The sequence below is a fragment of the Hydrogenophaga sp. genome (assembly GCF_965657535.1).
Taxonomy (GTDB): Bacteria; Pseudomonadota; Gammaproteobacteria; order Burkholderiales; family Burkholderiaceae_C; genus Hydrogenophaga.
This window is the reverse complement of the sequence record NZ_CBFHOP010000002.1, coordinates 446,442-466,507: the sequence shown is the minus strand read 5'-3', so window position 1 is coordinate 466,507 and position 20,066 is coordinate 446,442. Positions and strand designations below refer to the sequence as shown.

The window sequence follows — 20,066 nt, the reverse complement described above, 5'->3', positions numbered from 1 at the left end:
TGGGGGCGTGACGGGGTCAGGTTGCGTCCATCACAGCACCCACAGGCCTGAAGTCCAGCCGCTCGGCAATGAAGTTGGGCCGGGGCGCGAGGCCACAAAAGGGCGCCACAGGCGTGTTGTGCACACTGTTGAAGACCATGAACACGTTGCTGCGCGGCAGTGGCGTGATGTTCGAGTTGGAGCCGTGCATCACGTTGCAGTCAAAGAACGTGACGGCGCCCGCCAGGCCCGTGGGTGCGGTGATGCCGAATTCCTGCACCAGCTGGGTGAGGCTGTCGTCATCGGGAACACCCACGTCTTGCTGCTTCAAGGAGTGTTTGTAGTGTTCCGCAGGCGTTGCACCCACGCACGAGACATAGCGCTGGTGAGAGCCTGGCACCAACATCAGGGGGCCGTTGTAGGGCGTGTTGGGCGTCAGGGCGATCGAGCAGCTCACCGCACGCATGGCGGGCATGCCGTCTTCCACATGCCAGGTCTCGAAGTCGGAGTGCCAGTAGAACTCCTTGCCTCGGAAGCCGCCCTTGTAGTTCACGCGCGACTGGTGGATGTAGACCTCGCTGCCGAGCAACTGGCGAGCGATGGCGACCAGCTTCGGGTGGTTGGCCAGATGGCGCAACACCTCGCTGCTGCGGTGCACTTCAAAGATCGAACGCAGCTCGCGGCTGCCGGGTTCGATCACCGCCTGGTCGGCGGTCTTGATGGCTTCGTCGCTGCGCAGCCGTTGCAGCTCGTCCAGACAGGCCTGGACTTCCTCGGGACCCAGCAGGTCCTCGAAGTTCAGGTAGCCGTTGTCGAGGTAAAAATGCAGCTGGCTTGCGCTCAGCGGTCCGTCGTCGGGCGAGCCGTAGACCACCGGATCAAGGCGGTCTGTGATGCGGGCTCGCGGCTCGAAGCGCGAGGGGTAGCGGTCGTCGCTGCGGGGTCGGTCGAGTGTGGGTGTGGCGGCCACACCCATGCCGGTCATGCTGGTCATGGATGTCCTCCTGTCAGTCGGCCAGTGCGTAGGCACCGGTGGCGTCGTGCACTTCGCGCCCGGTCAGTGGCGGGTTGAACACGCAGACCATGCGCATGTGGGTGCCCTTGTTGGCCCGCAGGATGTGCCGGTCGTGGTGGTTCAGGGCGTAGAGCGTGCCGACCCGGATGTCGTGCGTTTGGCCGGTGGCCAGATCGGTGATCTCGCCGGCACCTTCAATGCAATACACGGTCTCGAAATGGTTTTTGTATTCCATTTCCAGCACGGCACCGGGCTTGATGATCGTGTCGTTGACCGAGTAGCCCATGCCTGCGTCTTTGTAAATCAGGCGGCGGCTGGTCCAGCCTTCGGCGTCCACGTCGGCGCTGGTGTTCAGAATGTCTTCGAGGTGTTTGACGATCATGTGCTTGTGTCCTTTGTTTGGTTTGTGTGCGGGTGCGGGTGCGGGTGCGGGTTCAGCGTTCAGGCGGCTTTGCGCATGTCCTGGCGCAGAACGGCCTGCAGGCTGGTTTCGATGGTGTCGAGTCCATGCAGCAATTCGCCTTCCTTGATGGTCAGGCTGGGCAATAGCTTGAGCACCTGGTCGTCGATGCCGGCGGTTTCAATGATCAGCCCGCGTTCGAAGCAGGCTTGCGAAATGCGTGTGGCCAGGCCCGGTTCTGCGAACTCGACGCCCTGAATCAGTCCGCGGCCACGCACGGGTGCCTCCACCCCCTGGCGTTTCAGCATCTGGTGCAGGCGATCAAATGCCAGGGCACTTTTCTGGCCCACGGCGTCCTGCAGCAAGGTGTTGGTCCAAAAACTCAGGGCGGCGGTACCGGTGACAAACGCCGGGCAGTGGCCTCGGAAGGTGCCGTTGTGCTCGCCCGGAGCCCATTGGTCCAGCTCCGGTTTGATCAGCACCAGCGCCAGCGGCAGGCCATAGCCCGAGAGCGACTTCGACAGCGTCACCATGTCGGGCACGATGCCGGCCTCTTCAAAGCTGAAGAAGTGGCCGGTGCGCCCGCAGCCCACCTGGATGTCGTCCACGATCAGCACAATGCCGTGGCGTGCCGTGATCTCGCGCAAACGCCGAATCCATTCGACGCTGGCCACGTTCACGCCACCCTCCGCCTGCACCGTTTCCAGAATCACGGCCGCAGGCAACTCCATGCCGCTGCCACCGTCGATGATCATTGACTCGAAGTAATCCAGCGTGTCGGTGTCGGTGCCCATGTAGCCATCAAATGGCATCGACGTGGCGTGGTTCAGGCTCACCCCTGCGCCGGCGCGCTTGAAGCCGTTGCCGGTCACGGCCAGCGCCCCCAGCGTCATGCCATGAAAGGCGTTGGTGAAGCCCACCACCTGTTCACGCCCGGTCGCTTTGCGTGCCAGTTTGAGCGCAGCTTCCACCGCATTGGTGCCAGTCGGGCCGGGGAACTGAAATTTGTAGGACAGCCCGCGTGGCTGCAGGATCACGTCGTGAAAGCGTTGAATAAACGCTTCCTTGGCTTCGCTGTACATGTCCAGCGTGTGGGTGATGCCGTCTCGCACCAGGTAAGCGAGCAAGGCTTGCTTGATCTTGTCGGGGTTGTGGCCGTAGTTCAGCACGCCAGCGCCACTGAAAAAGTCCAGGTAGCGGCGGCCTTTGTTGTCGGTCATCCATGCGCCCTTGGCTGATGCAAACACGGCAGGAAAGCTGCGGCAATAGCCACGCACCTCGGACTCGTGTTGTTCAAAAATATTCATGGCGGGATCCTTTCAAAAAATGCCAAATGCACTGCGCCCCAGGACGGGATGTGTGCAACACCGGCCCATTGCAGGCCGTCGCAGTGCGCGGGGTCAGGCGTGCGCGGGCACGCCACGCGCAAGCGGGCCGATCCGGTACAGCGGTTCAGCGGGATGCTCGTGCGGAAACTGGTCAGCGAGAAAGTGCGGCAGCACCTCGCACCGGGTCTGGTGTGTGGCGGCCAGCCGGCCAAACAAGGCCCGAGAGGCCGGGTTGTCTTCGGCCACCGTGGCGGTGACCCATTCGCAGTGGGCGTTGGCTGGCAACGCCATCCATGCCTGCAGCATGCGCAGGCCCAAGCCACGTCCGCGCAGGGCCGGCATCACGCCGATCTGCCAGACAAACGCCGTCTCCGGCTCGCGCGGCGGGTGGTAGCCGAGCACCACGCCCACCACCTCACCGTCTTGTTCCGCGACCAGGCAGGTGTCACCGAAGTCTGTGACCAGCAGCAGGTAGCAATACGGGGTGTTGGGTTCGAGCGCGCCGGTTGCTTGCACCAAGCGCCAGACGGCAGCGCCATCGCTGGGGCCTGCAGCACGAAAAACAAAAGGGGATGGGGAGGTGTGGGTGGTCCTGTCGGTATGGGTCATGCCGTGGGTTGTTTGTGGTGAAGTCCCGTTGCGAGAACGCAAGGCGAGGCTTCTGGCGAGCCGGTTCGATCCAACGCTGCGAAGCGGTGTTTCTGGCCGGTCGGCCCCTGGTGCAGGGACCTACAAAAAAACTCAAGCGACCCAATGGCCGTTGAACGAGATCAGTGGATGCTGGGGCTGCCTGAAAGGCAAAGCAAGCGCACTGTTTGCATGAAAGGGCGGTGCCCCTTTGCTTTTTTTAGTCTACCCCTCTGAGCGGGTCAGCGCAACCCTTTGGGTTTTTTCGGGCGGTGTGCTGCCGCAATTCACCGCCTTCGGGCGTTGAACTTTTGCCATCGGATACATGAAGAAAAGGGCTGTTCCAAGTCGATTTTTTCGGCCGAAAATGTGGGTCTTCAGGCGCATGGCGATGTTTTTTTTTGATCGCTTTTTCAGCCGGTTGACGGCTTTCGATGGACGCCTGTTTTAGCTCCCGAACGCGTCGGCCAGCGTCAGCACCTGCCCCGTGCCCGCCGCTTCATAGCCCTTCAGCGCCGACACCCGCGCCCGAAACGCGGGCGACTGCAGCACCGCCAGAACCGGCCGCATGTCGGCACGTGCGAGGGCTTCTGTGGGCACGGCAAAAAAGTAGCGTTCCTTCAGCAGCGGTATGAAATGCAGCCCAAAGCGGTGCGCTGCGGTTTGCACGCCAATGCCCACGTCGGCCATGCCACTGGCCACGAAAGCCGCTACGGCCGCGTGCGTGAGTTCGGTGTTCTCAAAGCCGCTCACCCGGCGCGGCGCGATGCCGTGGCGCTGCAGCAGCAGCTCGGTCAGCACCCGCGTGCCCGAGCCTTCGGGCCGGTTCACAAAGCGCAGCTCGCGCCGCTTCAGGTCGTCCAGCCCGCGAATACCCAGCGGGTTGCCGGGCGCCACAAACAGGCCCTGGGTGCGCACGGCCAAGTGCACCAGGCGGTGCGCACCGGGCTGCAGCAGCACCTGGTAGCGCTGTGCCGCTGCGGGCTGAAACTCACCCAGCGGCACATGAAAACCCGCCAGGTCGCAGTCGCCTTGCGCCAGCGCCGCCACCGCCTCCAGGCTGTTGCGGTAGCGCAGTTCCACGGCCACCTGGCGCGCGGTCAGCTGCTCGTGCAGCGCGGCCACAGCAAAGCCGTGGCTGGCATGCAGGCGCGGCACCGCCTGCTCGCGGCGCTGCACACGGCCCAGCTCGCCTTCCAGTTCAGACGCCAGCGACGCCAGCAGCGGCTGCAGCCGCGCGCCAATGCGGGTGTCGGCCCAGATGAGCTGCTGCGCCAGCGGCGTGAGCGCCGAGCCGCGGCCCCGCCCCCGCGTCAGCAGCGGTTCGCCCAGCAGCGCCTCGGCCTGTTGCAGCAGCCCCCAGGCGTGCCGGTAAGACAAACCCACTTCGCGCCCTGCCTGCGCGATGCTGCCCGACGACTGCACCGCCGCCAGCAGCTGCAGCAGGGCGTTGGCGTCCAGAGCCGCGGCGCCCTCGTCACCGTCGCGGCCGATGTGCCATTGGGGTTGCAAGGTGATGCGCAGCATGGTGTGGGGCGTTCCGGTTTGACTTTATGAAATTATGAACATATTTGAACGGCGCCCCGGTGCTACGCTGAAACGATGTCAAGCACCACCCGAACCCCGTTGGTCATTCCCATTCGCCCGGCCGAGACCGTCCGTGCCCGCCCGCGCTACACGCCCAAGGGCCGGCAGGTGGCGCCCGCCGCGCGCGAGCGTGTGGCCGCGCTGTGCGAAGGGCTGGCGCCACGAGCCGACCTGCTGATTGAGCACCTGCACCGCCTGCAAGATGCCGAAGGCGCGCTGCGCCACGGCCAGCTGGTCGCGCTGGCCGAGCGCTTGCGCTTGAGCCAGGTGGAGGTGTTTGAGGTGGCCAGCTTTTACCACCACTTCGAGGTGGTGAGCGACGATGCGCCCGTGCCTGAAACGGTGGTGCGGGTCTGCACCAGTCTGTCGTGTGCGATGGCCGGTGGCGACGGCTTGTTGCGTGATCTGCAGGCGGAGCTATCGGGCAACCGGGCTGTGCGGGTGCAGGCGGCGCCGTGCATTGGCCAGTGCCACAGCGCGCCGGCGGCCTGCGTGGGTCAGCGCCAGCTGCCACACGCCAGCGTGGACGCGGTCAACGACTTGCTGGCGCGCGGGGAAACGGTGCCGCGCCAGCTGCCCGAACCGGTGCAGTCCGAATTGCCGCAATTGCAGCGCCTGCTGTCTGGCGAACTGAGCCCGGAACAGGTGCTGGCCGAACTGAAAACCTCGAACCTGCGCGGCCTGGGTGGCGCGGGCTTTCCGGCCTGGCGCAAATGGGAAACCGTGCGCGCCCAGCCCGGGCCGCGTTACATGGTGGTCAACATCGACGAGGGCGAGGTGGGCACCTTCAAAGACGGCCATGTGCTCACCAGCCCGCAGGGTGGCGCGCCCCAGGTGTTGGAAGGCATGCTGATTGCCGCGCAGGTGGTGGGTGCTGAGCGCATCTGGCTGTATTTGCGCGACGAATACCACGACGCACGCGGCCTGCTGGAACGCGAGCTCACCAGTTTGCACGCCCGGCTGCAGGGCCTGGCGCTGCAATACCCCGGCTACACCCCGCCGCAGATCGAGCTGCGGCGCGGCGCGGGTGCCTACATCTGCGGTGAGGAGTCGGCCCTTATCGAGTCGGTGGAAGGCAAGCGCGGCCTGCCGCGCCTGCGCCCGCCCATCGTGGCCACCCACGGCGTGTTTGGCCGGCCCACGCTGGCGCACAACCTGGAAACGCTGTGGTGGCTGCCCGACATTCTGGGCAAAGGCGGCGCCTGGCTGGCGGCACACGGCCTGCGCGGGCGCAGCGGCTTGCGGCGTTTCTCGGTGTCGGGCCGGGTGCGCCAGCCGGGCGTTTACCTGGCACCGGCGGGCATCACGCTGCGCGAGTTGGTGGACCAATACGCGGGCGGCATGGCCGAAGGCCACACGCTCTACGCCTACCTGCCCGGTGGCGCCTCGGGCGGCATCTTGCCAGCGGCGCTGGCCGACGTGCCACTGGACTTTGACACCCTGGCCGAGCACGGCGCGTTTCTGGGTTCCATGGCGGTGGTGGTGATGGGCCAGCACGACAGCGCACGCAGCGCCGCGCTCAATCTGATGCGGTTTTTTGAACACGAGTCGTGCGGCCAATGCACGCCGTGCCGCGCCGGCACCACCAAGGCCGTGCAGCTGATGCAATCCCCGGTGTGGGACGCGCCGCTGCTCGGCGAGCTCTCGCAGGTCATGCGCGATGCCTCCATCTGCGGACTGGGCCAGGCCGCACCCAATCCGATGGACTCGGTGTTGCGCTACTTTGCGCACGAGGTGACCTGCACAAGCGCCACCGCTGTTGCCACAGATTCCACAGCCACCAAGGTGACCGCATGAACGCCGCAGACCTGCCCCAGGATCAGGCCCCCGTGGCCTTCACGCTCAACGGCCAGCCGGTGGAAGCCGCGCCAGGCGAAAGCATTTTGAAAGTGGCGCAGCGCGTGGGCGTGGCCATTCCCCACCTGTGCCACACCGATGGCCTGCGCAGCCCCGGCAATTGCCGCGCCTGCGTGGTCGAGGTGGCGGGCGAACGCGTGTTGGCGCCATCGTGCTGCCGTGCACCGCAGCCGGGCATGGCGGTGACCACCGACAGCCCGCGCGCCAGCGCCGCGCAAAAAACCGTGCTGGAGCTGTTGCTGTCCGATGCGCCCGACACCCAGGCGCTGAAACACGACAGTGAACTGGCCCACTGGGCGCAGGTGGCGGGCGCTGCGCCGGGGCGTTTTCCAGCGCGGGCGCCGGTGTTGCCAGACACCAGCCACCCTGCCATGGCCGTCAACCTGGATGCCTGCATTCAGTGCACCCGCTGCATCCGCGCTTGCCGCGAGACGCAGGGCAACGACGTGCTGGGCCTGGCGTTTCGCGGTGGCCATGCGCAGATCGTGTTTGACCAGAACGACCCCATGGGCGCCAGCACCTGTGTGGCCTGCGGCGAATGCGTGCAGGCCTGCCCTACCGGCGCCATTGCACCGGCCAACGGCGCCTACGCCCATGCCTCGCAGCAGCAGGTGGACTCGGTGTGCCCGTTCTGCGGTGTGGGCTGCCAGCTCACCTACCACGTCAGCGACGGAAAAATTGCACACGTCGAGGGCGCAGGCGGCCCGGCCAACGAAGAGCGTTTGTGCGTGAAAGGCCGCTTTGGTTTCGACTACGCCCACAGCCCCGAACGCTTGACGAAGCCGCTGGTGCGCCGTGTCGATGCGCCCAAAGATCCCACCAACGTGATGCACCGCCACTGGAGCGAGCTGTTTCGCGAAGCCACCTGGGACGAAGCCCTGGACGCTGCCGTCGCCGGCTTTCAGCGCGCCATGGCCAGCACCTCTGAGCGTGGGCGCCTGGGGCCGGTGGCCGGCTTCGGCTCGGCCAAGGGCACCAACGAAGAAGCCTACCTGTTTCAGAAGCTCATCCGCACCGCGTTTGGCACGCACAACGTGGACCACTGCACCCGGCTGTGCCACGCTTCCAGCGTGGCCGCGCTCATGGAAGGCCTGGGCTCGGCCGTTGTCACCAACCCGCTGCGCGATGTGCAATACGCCGACTTCGTGCTCATCATCGGCGCCAACCCGGCGCAAAACCACCCAGTGGGCGCCACCTGGATCAAGAACGCGGTGAAACGCGGCACCCGTCTGGTGATGGCCGACCCGCGTCGCACCGAGCTCGCCCGCCACGCCTGGAAACACCTGGGCTTTCAGCCCGGCACCGACGTGGCCTTGCTCAACGCGCTGCTGCACACCATCATTTTTGAAGGGCTGGCCAACACCGCTTACATCGAGCAGCACACGCTGGACTTTGCGCAGCTCAAGGCCCATGTGGCCGACTTTTCGCCCGAAGCCATGGCGCCGGTGTGCGGCATCGACGCCGCCACCCTGCGCGAGGTGGCCCGCGCCTACGCCACGGCGGGCAACAGCATGATCCTGTGGGGCATGGGGGTGAGCCAGCACACCCACGGCACGGACAACGCGCGTTGCCTCATCGCCCTGTCGCTCATTACCGGCCAGATTGGCCGCCCCGGCACCGGCTTGCACCCCTTGCGCGGGCAAAACAACGTGCAGGGCGCGAGCGACGCCGGCCTGATCCCCATGGTGCTGCCCGACTACCAGCGCGTGAGCGAACCCGCGGTGCGCGCCCAAGCCGAGCAGCTCTGGGGTGTGCCGCCCGGCACGCTGGGCAGCGAGCCCGGCCTGACGGTGGTGGAAATCGTCAACGCTGCGTTTGACGGACAGATCCGCGCCATACTCGTTCAGGGCGAAAACCCCGCCATGAGCGACCCCGACGCCACCCATGCCCGCGAAGCGCTGGCCCGGCTGCAGCACCTGGTGGTGCAAGACATTTTTCTGACCGAAACGGCCAGCCTGGCCGACGTGGTGCTGCCCGCCACCGCCTGGCCTGAGAAAACCGGCAGCGTCACCAATACCGATCGCTGTGTGCAACTGGGCCGCAAGGCCGTGGCGGCGCCCGGCGAGGCGCGGGCCGACGCCTGGATCACCGAACAACTGGCGCGCCGCCTCGGCCTGGCCTGGGCCTACGGTGTGGCGCCCGACGGCACCGCCAGCGCGCAAGCCAGCGAAGGCATTGGCGCCGTATTTGAAGAAATGCGCGCGCTGATGCCCAGCATCAGCGGCTTGTCGTGGGCGCGCTTGCAGCGCGAGGGCGCCGTCACCTATCCCGTCAACAACGAGGCCGACCCCGGCCAGCCGGTGGTGTTCACCGACCACTTTCCCACGCCCACCGGCAAGGCCCGGCTGGTGCCCGCCGCGCTCACGCCACCGGCCGAGACGCCCGACGCCGACTACCCGCTGGTGCTCATCACCGGACGCCAACTGGAGCACTGGCACACCGGCAGCATGACGCGGCGCAGCCAGGTGCTGGACGCGGTGGAACCAGGCCCGGTGGTGAGCCTGCACCCCGACACCGCCGCCCGCAACGGCCTGGCCGCAGGAGACAACGCCCTGGTGCAATCGCGCCGCGGCAGCGTGGTGCTGGCGGTGCGGCTGGACCAGGGCATGCCACGCGACACCGTGTTCATCCCGTTTGCCTACGCCGAAGCCGCCGCCAACCTGCTCACCAACCCGGCGCTCGACCCGGTGGGCAAGATCGCGGAACTGAAATACTGCGCGGTCAACGTGTGTGCGGCCAGCGCCTGAGCTACCCGGCAGCCCGTTTCTTGATACGTCTCAAGCGCTGCGCCGCCATGGGCCGGTAAGATAGCTTTTCGTGGTGGCCGGGTGTTCAACCCCGCTCGGTTACCTGTCATGCCTTCACCCACCCGGAGACTCGCCATGTTCAAAAAAATTCTCGTGCCCACCGACGGCTCCTCGCAAGCGGCCATCGCGGCCAACACCGCCGCCCAACTGGCCAAAAGCCAGGGCGCCCAGATGATTGGTGTGTACGTGATCGATCCGTTTCCCTACATCGGCATTGGCGATGCGTCGGCTGTGGGTTTGCAGGCCTACCTGACGGAAGCCAAGGCCGCTGCCAGCCAGGCGCTCGACGCGGTGGGCAAAGTGTGTGCCGCCGAAGGCGTGACCTTTGCCGGCGACACCATTGAACGCAATGTGGTCTACGAAGGCATTCTGGAAACCGCCGACGCTGAGGGCTGCGATCTGGTGGTCATGGGCTCCCACGGCCGCCAGGGCATCAAGGCGCTCATCTTGGGCAGCGTGGCGCAAAAGGTGCTCACGCATGCCAAAGTGCCGGTGCTGATCGTCAAGTCCTGAGCGGCTGAGCCTGCGCAGCACAGGGGCCAGCCGCCGGGCCGCCCCAAGGCAGGCCCAGCCCCCTCGGGGGGGCGGCGATCCGCGCAGCGGTGGAGCGTGGGGCTATCTCTTCAGCGCCGAAACCGCCCCGAGGCGCCAACGATAGACCGGTCGGCGAAATCCAGACCGGTGTGGTTGGTGGGGCTGTCGCTGATCGACAGGCCCCCAATGTTGAAGTTGCGCATGCTTTCCAGCGCGTCGCGCAGTGCCGCCGGGGTCGGGTTGGGCCCCGCGCGCCGCAGACCTTCTAACAGCACCTTGGCGGAGCACCTTGGCGGCGTCAAAGCCTTCCATCATGGCGGGCAACACACCGTCGAGCCCCTTCGCTTTGGCCAGATCCTGTGCTTCCTTGATCAATGGAAACGCCACGGAGCGTTCGTTGGGCAACACTTGGGTCACGATCACGCCGCGCGCGTGATCGCCCAGCGGTTGGATGAAACCGTCGGACGCGTTGTTGGACAGCGTGACCACCGGTGCGCCCGCAGCACGCACCGCTTTCACCGCGTCGGCCTGAAAGACCCGGCCCGTGAGCGCAGAAAAGTCGGGTTTGTCGCGCGCAAGCTTTTCTTGCTTCACCGGTGCCAGGCCCGCCCGAGTGAAGCCTTTGCATTGGGGATATGACGCACCAAAGCGCCGGGTTGGCTGCGCCTCCGTAGAATGTTTGGCTCCCCCACTGGAGCCGCTGCATGTCCGACGCTTTCCCGCCCGCCGACCCTGAAGTCGCTGCCACCCCGTCTTCGTCTGTTGCGCTTGGCAACACCAATGGCAACCGATCTGCCGAAGGCGGCACCGGGTTGATTCGCATCCGCGGTGCGCGCCAGCACAACCTGAAGAACATCGACCTCGACATCCGCACGGGCGAGCTCACGGTGGTGACGGGGCCGAGCGGTTCGGGCAAGTCCAGCCTGGTATTTGACACGCTGTTTGCCGAAGGCCAGCGCCGCTACGTGGAAACCTTCAGCGCCTACGCGCGCCAGTTCCTCGACCGCATGGACAAGCCGGCCGTGGACCGGGTGGACGGCGTGCCGCCCGCCATCGCCATCGACCAGACCAACCCGGTGCGCAGCTCGCGCTCCACCGTGGGCACGATGACCGAGCTGAACGACCACCTCAAGCTCTTGTTTGCGCGCGGGGCTGATCTGTTCGACCGCGAGACCGCGCTGCCGGTGCGACACGATTCGCCGGAGTCGATCTATGCGGAGTTGCAGAAGCGCTGTTTAGCGCTCAATGACCCGAGGCTGGTGGTGACGTTTCCGGTGGAATTGCCCGCCAGCACCACGCCGGAAGAGATCGAGCAATGGCTCTCGGCCAGCGGTTACACGCGGGTACAGGCCGAGCGCACCGTGCAGCGCGCGGCACCCGCGCCCGATGCAAAGGCTGCCAAGACCACCAAAGCCAAGGCGCCCAAAGGGCCCGCTGCCAGTGAGTCGCTCAAAGTGCTTGACGTGGTGGCCGACCGTTTCCGCATGGGCACCGCCGAGCAGGCCCGGGTGTTGGAAGCGATAGAGGCTGGCCTCAAGCGCGGCAGTGGCAAGTTGATGGTTTATGTCTTGCCCGAAGAGGGCGCTGAACAGATCTGGCGGTTCTCAACCGGCCTGCACTGCCCGGAAAGCGACATCCGCTACACCGACCCCGCGCCGTCGATGTTTTCGTTCAACTCCGCCGTGGGCGCCTGTGACGCCTGCCGGGGGTTTGGGCGCGTCATCGGGGTGGACTACGGCCTGGTTATTCCGAACGACAAGCTCACGTTGCGTGGTGGTGCCATCAAGGTGTTTCAAACGCCAGCCTGGAAAGAGGCGCAAGACGACCTGATGCGCCACGCCGAGGCGGCGGGCATACCGCGCGACACGCCCTGGAACAAGCTCACGCCCGAGCAGCAGCATTGGGTGAAAACGGGCTCGCCCAACTGGAACGGCAAATGGAGCCAGCACTGGTTTGGTGTGGACCGTTTCTTTGAATACCTGGAGAGCAAGGCGTACAAGATGCACATCCGGGTGCTCTTGTCCAAGTACCGCAGTTACACCGAATGCCCCAGCTGCGGCGGCGCGCGCCTGAAAACCGACAGCCTGTTGTGGCGCATCGGCACCAAAGCCCAGGCCGACGCGGTGCTGCCGCCCGAAAAACGCTATTTGCCCAAGGGTGTGAAGTGGTCGCGCGCGCAGCTGGAAGCCTTGCCCGGCCTGTGCCTGCACGACCTGATGCTGCTGCCGCTGGACAAACTGCGGGTGTTCTTTGCCGCGCTGGACAAGACGCTGGTCCCGGCGGGTTCCGACCTGGCCGGTGCCGGCCAGGCGCAGGCGGTGCGTCTGCTGTTTGAAGAAATCAACACCCGCATCCGTTACCTGTGTGAGGTGGGCATTGGCTACCTCACGCTGGACCGCCAGAGCCGCACGCTCAGCGGCGGCGAGGTGCAGCGCATCAACCTCACCACGGCGCTCGGCACCTCGCTGGTGAACACGCTGTTTGTGTTGGACGAACCCAGCATCGGCCTGCACCCGCGCGACATGGCGCGCATCAACGAGGCCATGCTGCGCCTGCGCGATGCGGGCAACACGCTGGTGGTGGTGGAGCACGACCCAGCCGTCATGCTCGCCGCCGACCGGCTGATCGACATGGGCCCCGGCCCGGGCGAGCGGGGCGGCAGAATCGTGTTCGACGGCACGCCCGAAGCCATTCGCAGCGCCGACACACTGACCGGCGCTTATCTGGGCGCGCGCAAGACCGTGGGCATGGGTTTCAAGCGCATGGTGACCGACAGCACGCACCGCCTGATTTTGGAAGGCGCACGCGAGCACAACCTGCAAAACGTGAGTGTGGAGTTCCCGTTGCAGCGCCTGGTGGTGGTCACCGGTGTCTCGGGCTCGGGCAAGTCGAGCCTGATCCAGGACGTGCTTGCACCCGCCCTGCTGCGCCACTTCGGCAAGTCCACCGACGCACCGGGCGCACACGACCGCCTGCTGGGGGCCGACCACCTGAGTGAAGTGGTGTTCGTGGACCAGTCGCCGATTGGCAAGACCGCGCGTTCCAACCCGGTGAGCTACGTGGGCGCGTGGGACGCCGTGCGCGCCCTGTTTGCAGACGCACCGCTGTCGCGCCAGCGCAGCTACACGGCGAGCAAGTTCAGCTTCAACAGTGGCGATGGGCGCTGCCCTACCTGCGGCGGTTCGGGTTTCGAGCATGTGGAAATGCAGTTTTTGAGCGACGTGTATTTGCGTTGCCCCGACTGCGATGGCAAACGCTACCGGCCCGAAATTCTCGAAGTGCGCATCGAGCGCGGCGGGCGTTTGCTCAACGTGGCCGACGTGCTGGACCTCACAGTGAGCGAAGCCGCTGCGCTGTTTGCGGCCGACCGCGACGTTATTCGCGCGCTGCAGCCCATCGTGGACGTGGGTCTGGAATACGTGAAACTGGGCCAGCCGGTGCCCACGCTGTCGGGCGGCGAAGCGCAGCGCTTGAAGCTCGCAGGCTTTCTGGCTGAAGCCGCGAAAACGGCCAGCGCCAGCCGCCAGCCGTTGTCGCGCAAAGGCACGCTGTTTCTGTTCGACGAGCCCACCACCGGCCTGCACTTTGACGACATCGCCAAACTCATGCGCAGCCTGCGCAAGCTGCTCGACGCGGGTCATTCGCTGATCGTGATCGAGCACAACCTGGACGTGATTCGCGCCGCCGACTGGCTGGTTGACCTCGGTCCCGAAGGTGGCGTGGCCGGTGGCCTGATCGTGACCGAAGGCACGCCGGAAGAGGTGCGGCTGCACCCCACCAGTCACACCGCCAAGGCGCTGCGCGATTACGCGGCGTCCATGGGCGAAGTGCACGCGGTGCACGAAGGCCGGTTGACGGACTACCTGCAGCAGCCCCAGCGCCAGCATGCGGCGGCGGCGCGCCAGGAAGGTCACAGCAATGCCATCCGCATCGTCAACGCCAAGGAGCACAACCTCAAAAACCTGAGCGTGGACATCCCTCGCGGCCAGTTCAACGTGATCTCGGGCGTGAGCGGCTCGGGCAAGTCCACGCTGGCGTTTGACATTTTGTTCAACGAAGGCCAGCGGCGTTACCTCGAATCGCTCAACGCCTACGCGCGCAGCATCGTGCAACCGGCCGGGAGGCCCGAGGTGGACGCGGTCTACGGCATTCCGCCCACGGTGGCGATTGAGCAGAGGCTCAGCCGCGGCGGTCGCAAAAGCACGGTGGGCACCACCACCGAGGTGTGGCACTTTCTGCGCCTGCTCTATGTGAAGCTGGGCACGCAGCACTGCGTACACGATGGCGCAGCCGTGATGCCGCAGAGCCCCGACAGCATCGCTGCCGCCATTCTTCAGCGCTACAAGGGCCAGCACATTGGCCTGCTCGCGCCGCTGGTCGTGAACCGCAAGGGTGTCTACACCGAGCTGGCCGACTGGGCGCGCCCGCGCGGCCACACCCACCTGCGGGTGGACGGCGAATTTTTACCCACCACCGGTTTTCCGCGCATCGATCGTTTCAAAGAACACACCATTGAACTGCCCGTGGCCGACGGCGTGGTGAACCCCGCTGACGAAGCCTGGCTGCGCACGCAGCTGACCAAGGCGCTGGAAATCGGTAAAGGGCAGGTACATGTGTTGCACCCGCTGGACGGCCTGTCCCAGGCGCTGGCCGACGGCACCTCCACCGTGGGGCTGGGCAAGCTGGAAGTGTTTTCCACCACCCGCGCCTGCCCGGTCTGCGCCACCAGCTACCCCGAGCTGGACCCGCGCCTGTTTTCGTACAACAGCAAACACGGCTGGTGCCCTGACTGCGTGGGCACCGGTCTGGCGCTCTCGCGCGAGCAGCGCAAGGCGTTGGACGACTCGGTGCGCGACGACAAGGAGCGCGGCCGCGAGCAGAGCTTTGCCGAGCCCGAGGTGGAAGATCTGGTGGACCGGCCTTGCCCGGCTTGCGAAGGCACGCGGCTGAATGCGCAGGCGAGGGCGGTGAAGTTTGGCGCACAGGCGAAGACGGGTCAGGCCGGTCTGGGCATCACCGACGTGGCGCGTTTGTCGGTGAACGAGGTCCGCAGCTGGGTGCAGGGTTTGCTGAAAGAGGCCGTACTCAGCCCCCGCGAGGCCGACATTGCCCGCGACCTGTTGCCCGAAATTGAGAGCCGCCTCGCCTTCCTGGAAGAAGTGGGCCTGAACTACCTCACGCTCGACCGTGGCGCCCCCACACTGAGCGGCGGCGAAGCGCAGCGCATTCGCCTGGCGGCGCAGCTGGGCAGCAACCTGCAGGGCGTGTGTTACGTGCTGGACGAGCCCACCATTGGGCTGCACGCGCGCGACAACGCCATCCTTCTCAACGCCCTGCACAAGCTCGGCGACATGGGCAACACGCTGGTGGTGGTGGAGCACGACGAAGACACCATCCGCCGCGCCGACCACATCATCGACATCGGCCCCAGCGCCGGCAAACGTGGTGGTCGCGTGGTGGCGCAGGGCACGGTGGCCGATCTCTCGGCCAGCGCCGAGTCGGTGACCGGCCGCTACCTGCTGCACGCCATGAAGCATCCGCTGCAACCCAGGCGGCTTGTGTCGACTGCGGCTGGAGAGGTGGCGACAGCTGAAAAGGGGTCAGATCCCGATGCAGGACAGCCGCCTGAGCGGAGTGCTAAGCGCCGAACGAAATCGGGCTCTGACCCCATTTCAGCGGTGTCAACGCCCACACCTCTCGCGCCCATCCAGCTCGATAACCACTGGCTCGAAGTCCGCGGCGCCCGCCTGCACAACCTGCAGAACCTCACCGCCACCGTCCCGCTGCAGCGCCTGGTGGTCATCACCGGCGTCAGCGGTTCCGGCAAGTCCACCTTTGCCCGCGACGTGCTGCTCACCAACGTGGCCGCCGCCGTCAGCCAACGCAGCACCTTTGCAGGCCGCACCGCCTGGGACGAAAAAGGCGAACGCCCCACCTGGGTCGGCTGCGACAAACTGCTGGGCGCCGAAGTGGTCGACCGCGTGCTCGAAGTCGACCAGACCCCCATTGGCAAAACCCCGCGCAGCTGCCCCGCCACTTACATCGGCTTCTGGGACACGGTGCGCAAGCTGTTTGCCGACACGCTGGAAGCCAAAGCGCGCGGCTACGGGCCGGGCCGCTTCAGCTTCAACACCGGCGAAGGCCGCTGCCCGGGCTGCGAAGGCCAAGGTATGCGCACCATCGAAATGAGCTTTCTGCCCGACGTGAAAGTGCCCTGCGAGGTGTGCCACGGTGCGCGCTTCAACCCCGAGACCCTTGCCGTCAGCTGGAAAGGCAAAAGCATCGGCGACGTGCTGCAGATGGAAGTGGACGAAGCGGTGGAATTCTTCGCCGCCATGCCCAACATCAGCCACCCGCTGCAGCTGCTGAAAGACGTGGGCCTGGGCTACCTCACGCTCGGCCAGCCCAGCCCCACGCTCAGCGGCGGCGAGGCCCAGCGCATCAAGCTGGTGAGCGAACTCAGCAAGGTGCGCGACGACGTGGGCCGGCGTGGCCAGAAGGCGCCGCACACGCTCTATGTGTTGGACGAACCCACGGTGGGGCTGCACATGGCCGATGTGGAAAAGCTGATTCGCGTGCTGCACCGCCTGGTGGACGGCGGGCACAGCGTGGTCGTGATCGAACACGATCTGGACGTGATGGCCGAAGCCGACTGGATCATCGACCTGGGGCCGGAGGGCGGCGGCGGTGGCGGTCTCATCGTGGCGGCGGCACCTCCGGAGGATGTGGTGCAGCTGGGCACACACACCGGCAAGGTGCTGGGGCCGGTGTTGGCCAGGGCCTGATGCGGGGGAGCGGGCTGAGCTTGTCGAAGCCGTCGTGAGGTCGTCCTTGGAATCCCATCAAGTCATCCACATCCACCCCGCGGCCCCGTCCAAACCGGCGTTGGGCTTGCCATGCAACGGCTGTGGCTTGTGTTGCCTGGCCGAGCCTTGTCCGTTGGGGCAACTCATTTCACGCAAGCGGGTGGGGGCATGTGATGCGCTGCGTTGGGATGCTGCTCAACGCCTCTATCGCTGCGGGGCGATCAGCGATGCCGAGGGTGTTTTGGGCACGCGCTGGCGCTGGGCTGCGCCGCTGCTGCGCCGTCTGGGCCGCCGCTGGATTGCGGCGGGTGTGGGCTGCGACGCTTCGCTGAGCGTGCAGCGCGGGGAGGGTGGTTGAGGGTGGTTTGAAAACGGCTGGCGTCGTTCAGCGCAAAGCCAGCCACACCACCGCCAACACCAGCGCCGCAGCACCCCACAGCAGCATGCGGGTACGCACCCGCAGGAGTTCCACCGCGCTGACCAGCCGCGCGTTTTGTTCGGCGAGTTCGGTCAGCGTCTGGGTGAGCTGTGCTTGCATCTCGGCGTGCCGGTCCAGCTGCACCTGGGCGGCAATCAGCCGGTTTTTCAGCTCGCCCAGGCTGGGTTGGGCGTCGCCCACCAGATCGGCGGTGGCGGTTGTGGTCACCGCGGGCGCGGGTTCGGTGCGCTGACGGTCCATCAGCTTGCGCGCTGCGTTGAGCACCTTGGGCGCGTGTTCAATCACGTCGCCCCAGGGGATGACTTTGAGGGCCAGCAGCCAGGGAATGGCCATTGAAGGGTCCTTTCGGGTTCAGAAAATACCGAGGTTTGAGCTTAACCCGTTGAAAACGTTGCACGGAGTTTGCTGAAGATCAACCTGGCGCGCAGGCCTCGGCGTAATATTCGCCAATACGCATATACAAATAATTGGAGCTGCAATGGACTGGACAGGCTGGATTGAAAGCCGGGGCGAACCCGCGGTGTTGGCGCTTTGCGGCTTGCTGGTGGGGCTGGGCTTCGGCTTTTTTGCCCAGCGCTCGCGCTTTTGCCTGCGCGCGGCGGTCATTGAGTTCTGGCACGGCAAGTTTGGCGACAAGCTGGCGGTGTGGTTGCTGGCCTTTGCCACGGCGGTGGTGGGTGTGCAGCTGCTGGTGGTGTCGGGCGGGTTGGACGTGAGCACGGCACGCCAGCTGTCGGCGCGGGGCAGTTTGTCGGGCGCCTTGCTGGGCGGCCTGATTTTTGGCGTGGGCATGGTCATGACGCGCGGATGCGCCAGCCGCTTGCTGGTGCTGTCGGCCAATGGCAACTTGCGCGCCTTGCTGTCCGGGCTGATCTTTGCCGTGGTGGCCCAGGCTTCGCTGGGCGGCGTGTTGGCACCGCTGCGCGAGGCCATGGCCAGCTGGTGGGTGGTGGACGGCGGCCCGGCGCGCAGCGTGTTGTCACTGGTGGGCGCTGGCCCTTGGGACGGGCTGGTGTTTGCGGCGGTGTGGCTGATCACGGCGCTGTTTTTTGCGCACCACAGCGGTTGGGGCTTCTGGAAGTGGGCCGGCGGCATTGGCACCGGGCTCATGGTGGCCCTGGCTTGGGCCGGCACCTATCAGGTGATGGCGAACTCCTTTGAACCGGTGCAAATTCAAGGTCTCACCTTCAGCGGCCCTTCGGCCGAATGGCTGATGCGGGTGCTGAGCGAACCCGGCGAACCATGGACCTTTGGCCTGGGGCTCATGCCGGGCGTGTTTCTGGGCTCGCTGGTGGGCGCGATGGTGGGTGGCGACTTGAAGCTGGAAGGCTTTGGCGGGGGCTACACCATGCCGCGTTACATCATCGGCGCGGTGCTCATGGGCTTTGGTTCCATGCTGGCCGGGGGCTGTGCCGTGGGCGCCGGCATGACCGGCGGCGCCATTTTTGCCGTGACGGCCTGGCTGACCTTGCTGGGCATGTGGGTGGGCGGTGGCCTGGCCGACCGGGTGCTGGACCGCCCCAGGCACCAAGCCGAGACGCACAGCGGTGCGGCGGTGGCCAGTCCCGCCCCTTGAGCCGAGTCTGCTTCGCTCCTCTCAGTTTCGGTTTCGGTTTCGGTTTCGGTTTCGGTACGCCAAGGCTGGCAGGCTCACGGCACGGCTCAGCGTTCTAGGGCGGCAAGCACCGCGTTCGCCACTTCGGTGAACCCGGCGCCGCGTTCGCCTTGCGTCACATAGCGGGGGCGGTGTGAAAGCTGGTACCAGAACCGCGCCACATTGGCCACGCCCACGCTGTGCGGAAAGTGGCCAAACATGCGCGCATCGTTGGTGGAGTCGCCCACATACACCCAGCGCTCCGTTTCGTGGTCCAGCTCGCGGCCCAGCTGCGTGCGCACGATCCAGCGTGCGCCTGCCAGCTTGTCGTGCTCTCCGATCCAGCCGTTGATGTGGATGGAACTCACCGTGGCGTTGAGGCCCTGGGCTTGCATCAGGCGCACCACCCGCTGGACGTCGGCTTCGGGCAGGTGGTGGTGCTCGCTGTGGTCAATGGCGATGTCGGTTTCCCGCCCCGCACTGTCTTGCGCCAGACGGGCTTGGGGCAGTTCGGCCTGGATTTGAGCAGCCACGGCTTGCAACCGCTTGAAGTGGCTTTGGCGGGTGGGCGCGTCTTGCAGGTAGTCTCGGCACAACGCCCCACCAGGGCCGCGCCACAAGGCCACCGCCCCGTTTTCGGCCACGATGGCGCTTACCGGCCAGGCCAGGGCAAATGCCTCGCTCCAGCCCGCCGGGCGCCCGGTGATGGCAAACACCGGCAGGCCAGCAGCCCGCAGACGGTGCAAGGCATCCAGCGCGTCGGACGTGATGGCGCCTTCGGTGGTCAGGGTGTCGTCAATGTCGGTCAGCACGCCTTGAATGAGCGCGCGGGCCTCCAGAGGCCAGCTGGAAAGGGGTGAATGGGCAAACTGGGGCATGAAAGCGCGCCAGTTTCTCACACACGCAAAAAGCCGGACTGCGCTAGAATGAAGTGATCCGAGGAGCGTTGCAGCGCACCCCTGGCCACCGGCCAGCGCGGGGCGTGAGGCTCGGAAACATCTGCAACGACGCTCATCCACCTGTGGTGCGATGGGCTTTTTTTTGCCCGTTTGCCGCACCAGAGGTGGTTCATTCAACCATCCTTGGAGCGAAC

The 20,066-nt window shown here is 66.0% G+C and carries 13 protein-coding genes and 1 riboswitch; of the genes, 5 read left to right on the top strand and 8 right to left on the bottom strand.

Annotation, left to right across the window (positions count from 1 at the left end):
• Positions 1 to 16: 16 nt before the first annotated feature.
• From thpD to ACTG4K_RS04950, 5 genes are all read right to left on the bottom strand, one after another.
• Positions 17 to 964, bottom strand: coding sequence for an ectoine hydroxylase (gene thpD / locus ACTG4K_RS04970; protein WP_439113144.1), 948 nt, complete (start codon positions 962 to 964; stop codon positions 17 to 19).
• A gap of 22 nt (positions 965 to 986) precedes the next feature.
• Positions 987 to 1,376 (bottom strand): ectoine synthase, encoded by a 390-nt coding sequence (locus ACTG4K_RS04965; RefSeq protein WP_439113081.1) that lies wholly within the window; start codon positions 1,374 to 1,376, stop codon positions 987 to 989.
• Between the two features lie 59 nt (positions 1,377 to 1,435).
• Positions 1,436 to 2,701: a diaminobutyrate--2-oxoglutarate transaminase gene (gene ectB / locus ACTG4K_RS04960; protein ID WP_439113080.1), complete on the bottom strand. Its 1,266-nt coding sequence runs from the start codon at positions 2,699 to 2,701 to the stop codon at positions 1,436 to 1,438.
• A 93-nt stretch (positions 2,702 to 2,794) separates the two neighbouring features.
• The gene (gene ectA / locus ACTG4K_RS04955) at positions 2,795 to 3,331 is read right to left on the bottom strand and encodes a diaminobutyrate acetyltransferase (protein ID WP_439113079.1); all 537 of its coding nucleotides are present in this window, start codon (positions 3,329 to 3,331) and stop codon (positions 2,795 to 2,797) included.
• A gap of 465 nt (positions 3,332 to 3,796) precedes the next feature.
• Positions 3,797 to 4,876, bottom strand: a complete 1,080-nt coding sequence (locus ACTG4K_RS04950) for a substrate-binding domain-containing protein (protein WP_439113078.1) — start codon at positions 4,874 to 4,876, stop codon at positions 3,797 to 3,799.
• 75 nt (positions 4,877 to 4,951) lie between these two features.
• Here ACTG4K_RS04950 and ACTG4K_RS04945 point away from each other — a divergent pair, with 75 nt between their 5' ends.
• From ACTG4K_RS04945 to ACTG4K_RS04935, 3 genes are all read left to right on the top strand, one after another.
• A complete protein-coding gene (locus tag ACTG4K_RS04945) occupies positions 4,952 to 6,733 on the top strand; it encodes an NADH-ubiquinone oxidoreductase-F iron-sulfur binding region domain-containing protein (RefSeq protein ID WP_439113077.1) in 1,782 nt (593 codons plus the stop codon).
• On the top strand, positions 6,730 to 9,540 hold the full coding sequence (gene fdhF / locus ACTG4K_RS04940) for a formate dehydrogenase subunit alpha (RefSeq protein ID WP_439113076.1): 2,811 nt from the start codon (positions 6,730 to 6,732) through the stop codon (positions 9,538 to 9,540). The genes ACTG4K_RS04945 and fdhF overlap by 4 nt, the downstream gene beginning before the upstream one ends.
• Positions 9,541 to 9,675: 135 nt before the next feature.
• The gene (locus ACTG4K_RS04935; protein WP_439113075.1) at positions 9,676 to 10,113 is read left to right on the top strand and encodes a universal stress protein; all 438 of its coding nucleotides are present in this window, start codon (positions 9,676 to 9,678) and stop codon (positions 10,111 to 10,113) included.
• 102 nt (positions 10,114 to 10,215) lie between these two features.
• Here the strand turns inward: ACTG4K_RS04935 and ACTG4K_RS04930 are convergent, their stop codons facing one another.
• Positions 10,216 to 10,728, bottom strand: a complete 513-nt coding sequence (locus ACTG4K_RS04930; protein WP_439113074.1) for a hypothetical protein — start codon at positions 10,726 to 10,728, stop codon at positions 10,216 to 10,218.
• A gap of 110 nt (positions 10,729 to 10,838) precedes the next feature.
• Here ACTG4K_RS04930 and uvrA point away from each other — a divergent pair, with 110 nt between their 5' ends.
• Positions 10,839 to 16,919 (top strand): excinuclease ABC subunit UvrA, encoded by a 6,081-nt coding sequence (gene uvrA / locus ACTG4K_RS04925; RefSeq protein WP_439113073.1) that lies wholly within the window; start codon positions 10,839 to 10,841, stop codon positions 16,917 to 16,919.
• 406 nt (positions 16,920 to 17,325) lie between these two features.
• Here the strand turns inward: uvrA and ACTG4K_RS04920 are convergent, their stop codons facing one another.
• Positions 17,326 to 17,712: a hypothetical protein gene (locus ACTG4K_RS04920; protein WP_439113072.1), complete on the bottom strand. Its 387-nt coding sequence runs from the start codon at positions 17,710 to 17,712 to the stop codon at positions 17,326 to 17,328.
• A 145-nt stretch (positions 17,713 to 17,857) separates the two neighbouring features.
• Between ACTG4K_RS04920 and ACTG4K_RS04915 the strand changes: the two genes are divergently transcribed.
• Positions 17,858 to 18,955, top strand: a complete 1,098-nt coding sequence (locus ACTG4K_RS04915) for a YeeE/YedE family protein (RefSeq protein WP_439113071.1) — start codon at positions 17,858 to 17,860, stop codon at positions 18,953 to 18,955.
• 86 nt (positions 18,956 to 19,041) lie between these two features.
• Here ACTG4K_RS04915 and ACTG4K_RS04910 read toward each other — a convergent pair whose 3' ends face one another.
• A complete protein-coding gene (locus tag ACTG4K_RS04910; RefSeq protein ID WP_439113070.1) occupies positions 19,042 to 19,851 on the bottom strand; it encodes an HAD-IIB family hydrolase in 810 nt (269 codons plus the stop codon).
• Positions 19,852 to 19,905: 54 nt separating this feature from the next.
• A riboswitch (S-adenosyl-L-homocysteine riboswitch) is annotated at positions 19,906 to 19,993 on the top strand.
• The last annotated feature ends 73 nt before the right edge of the window (positions 19,994 to 20,066 follow it).

Coding starts and splice junctions, on each gene's coding strand:
- thpD (WP_439113144.1), bottom strand. CDS start 964: ATGACCGGCATGGGTGTGGCCGCCACACCCACACTCGACCGACCCCGC.
- ACTG4K_RS04965 (WP_439113081.1), bottom strand. CDS start 1,376: ATGATCGTCAAACACCTCGAAGACATTCTGAACACCAGCGCCGACGTG.
- ectB (WP_439113080.1), bottom strand. CDS start 2,701: ATGAATATTTTTGAACAACACGAGTCCGAGGTGCGTGGCTATTGCCGC.
- ectA (WP_439113079.1), bottom strand. CDS start 3,331: ATGACCCATACCGACAGGACCACCCACACCTCCCCATCCCCTTTTGTT.
- ACTG4K_RS04950 (WP_439113078.1), bottom strand. CDS start 4,876: ATGCTGCGCATCACCTTGCAACCCCAATGGCACATCGGCCGCGACGGT.
- ACTG4K_RS04945 (WP_439113077.1), top strand. CDS start 4,952: ATGTCAAGCACCACCCGAACCCCGTTGGTCATTCCCATTCGCCCGGCC.
- fdhF (WP_439113076.1), top strand. CDS start 6,730: ATGAACGCCGCAGACCTGCCCCAGGATCAGGCCCCCGTGGCCTTCACG.
- ACTG4K_RS04935 (WP_439113075.1), top strand. CDS start 9,676: ATGTTCAAAAAAATTCTCGTGCCCACCGACGGCTCCTCGCAAGCGGCC.
- uvrA (WP_439113073.1), top strand. CDS start 10,839: ATGTCCGACGCTTTCCCGCCCGCCGACCCTGAAGTCGCTGCCACCCCG.
- ACTG4K_RS04920 (WP_439113072.1), bottom strand. CDS start 17,712: ATGGCCATTCCCTGGCTGCTGGCCCTCAAAGTCATCCCCTGGGGCGAC.
- ACTG4K_RS04915 (WP_439113071.1), top strand. CDS start 17,858: ATGGACTGGACAGGCTGGATTGAAAGCCGGGGCGAACCCGCGGTGTTG.
- ACTG4K_RS04910 (WP_439113070.1), bottom strand. CDS start 19,851: ATGCCCCAGTTTGCCCATTCACCCCTTTCCAGCTGGCCTCTGGAGGCC.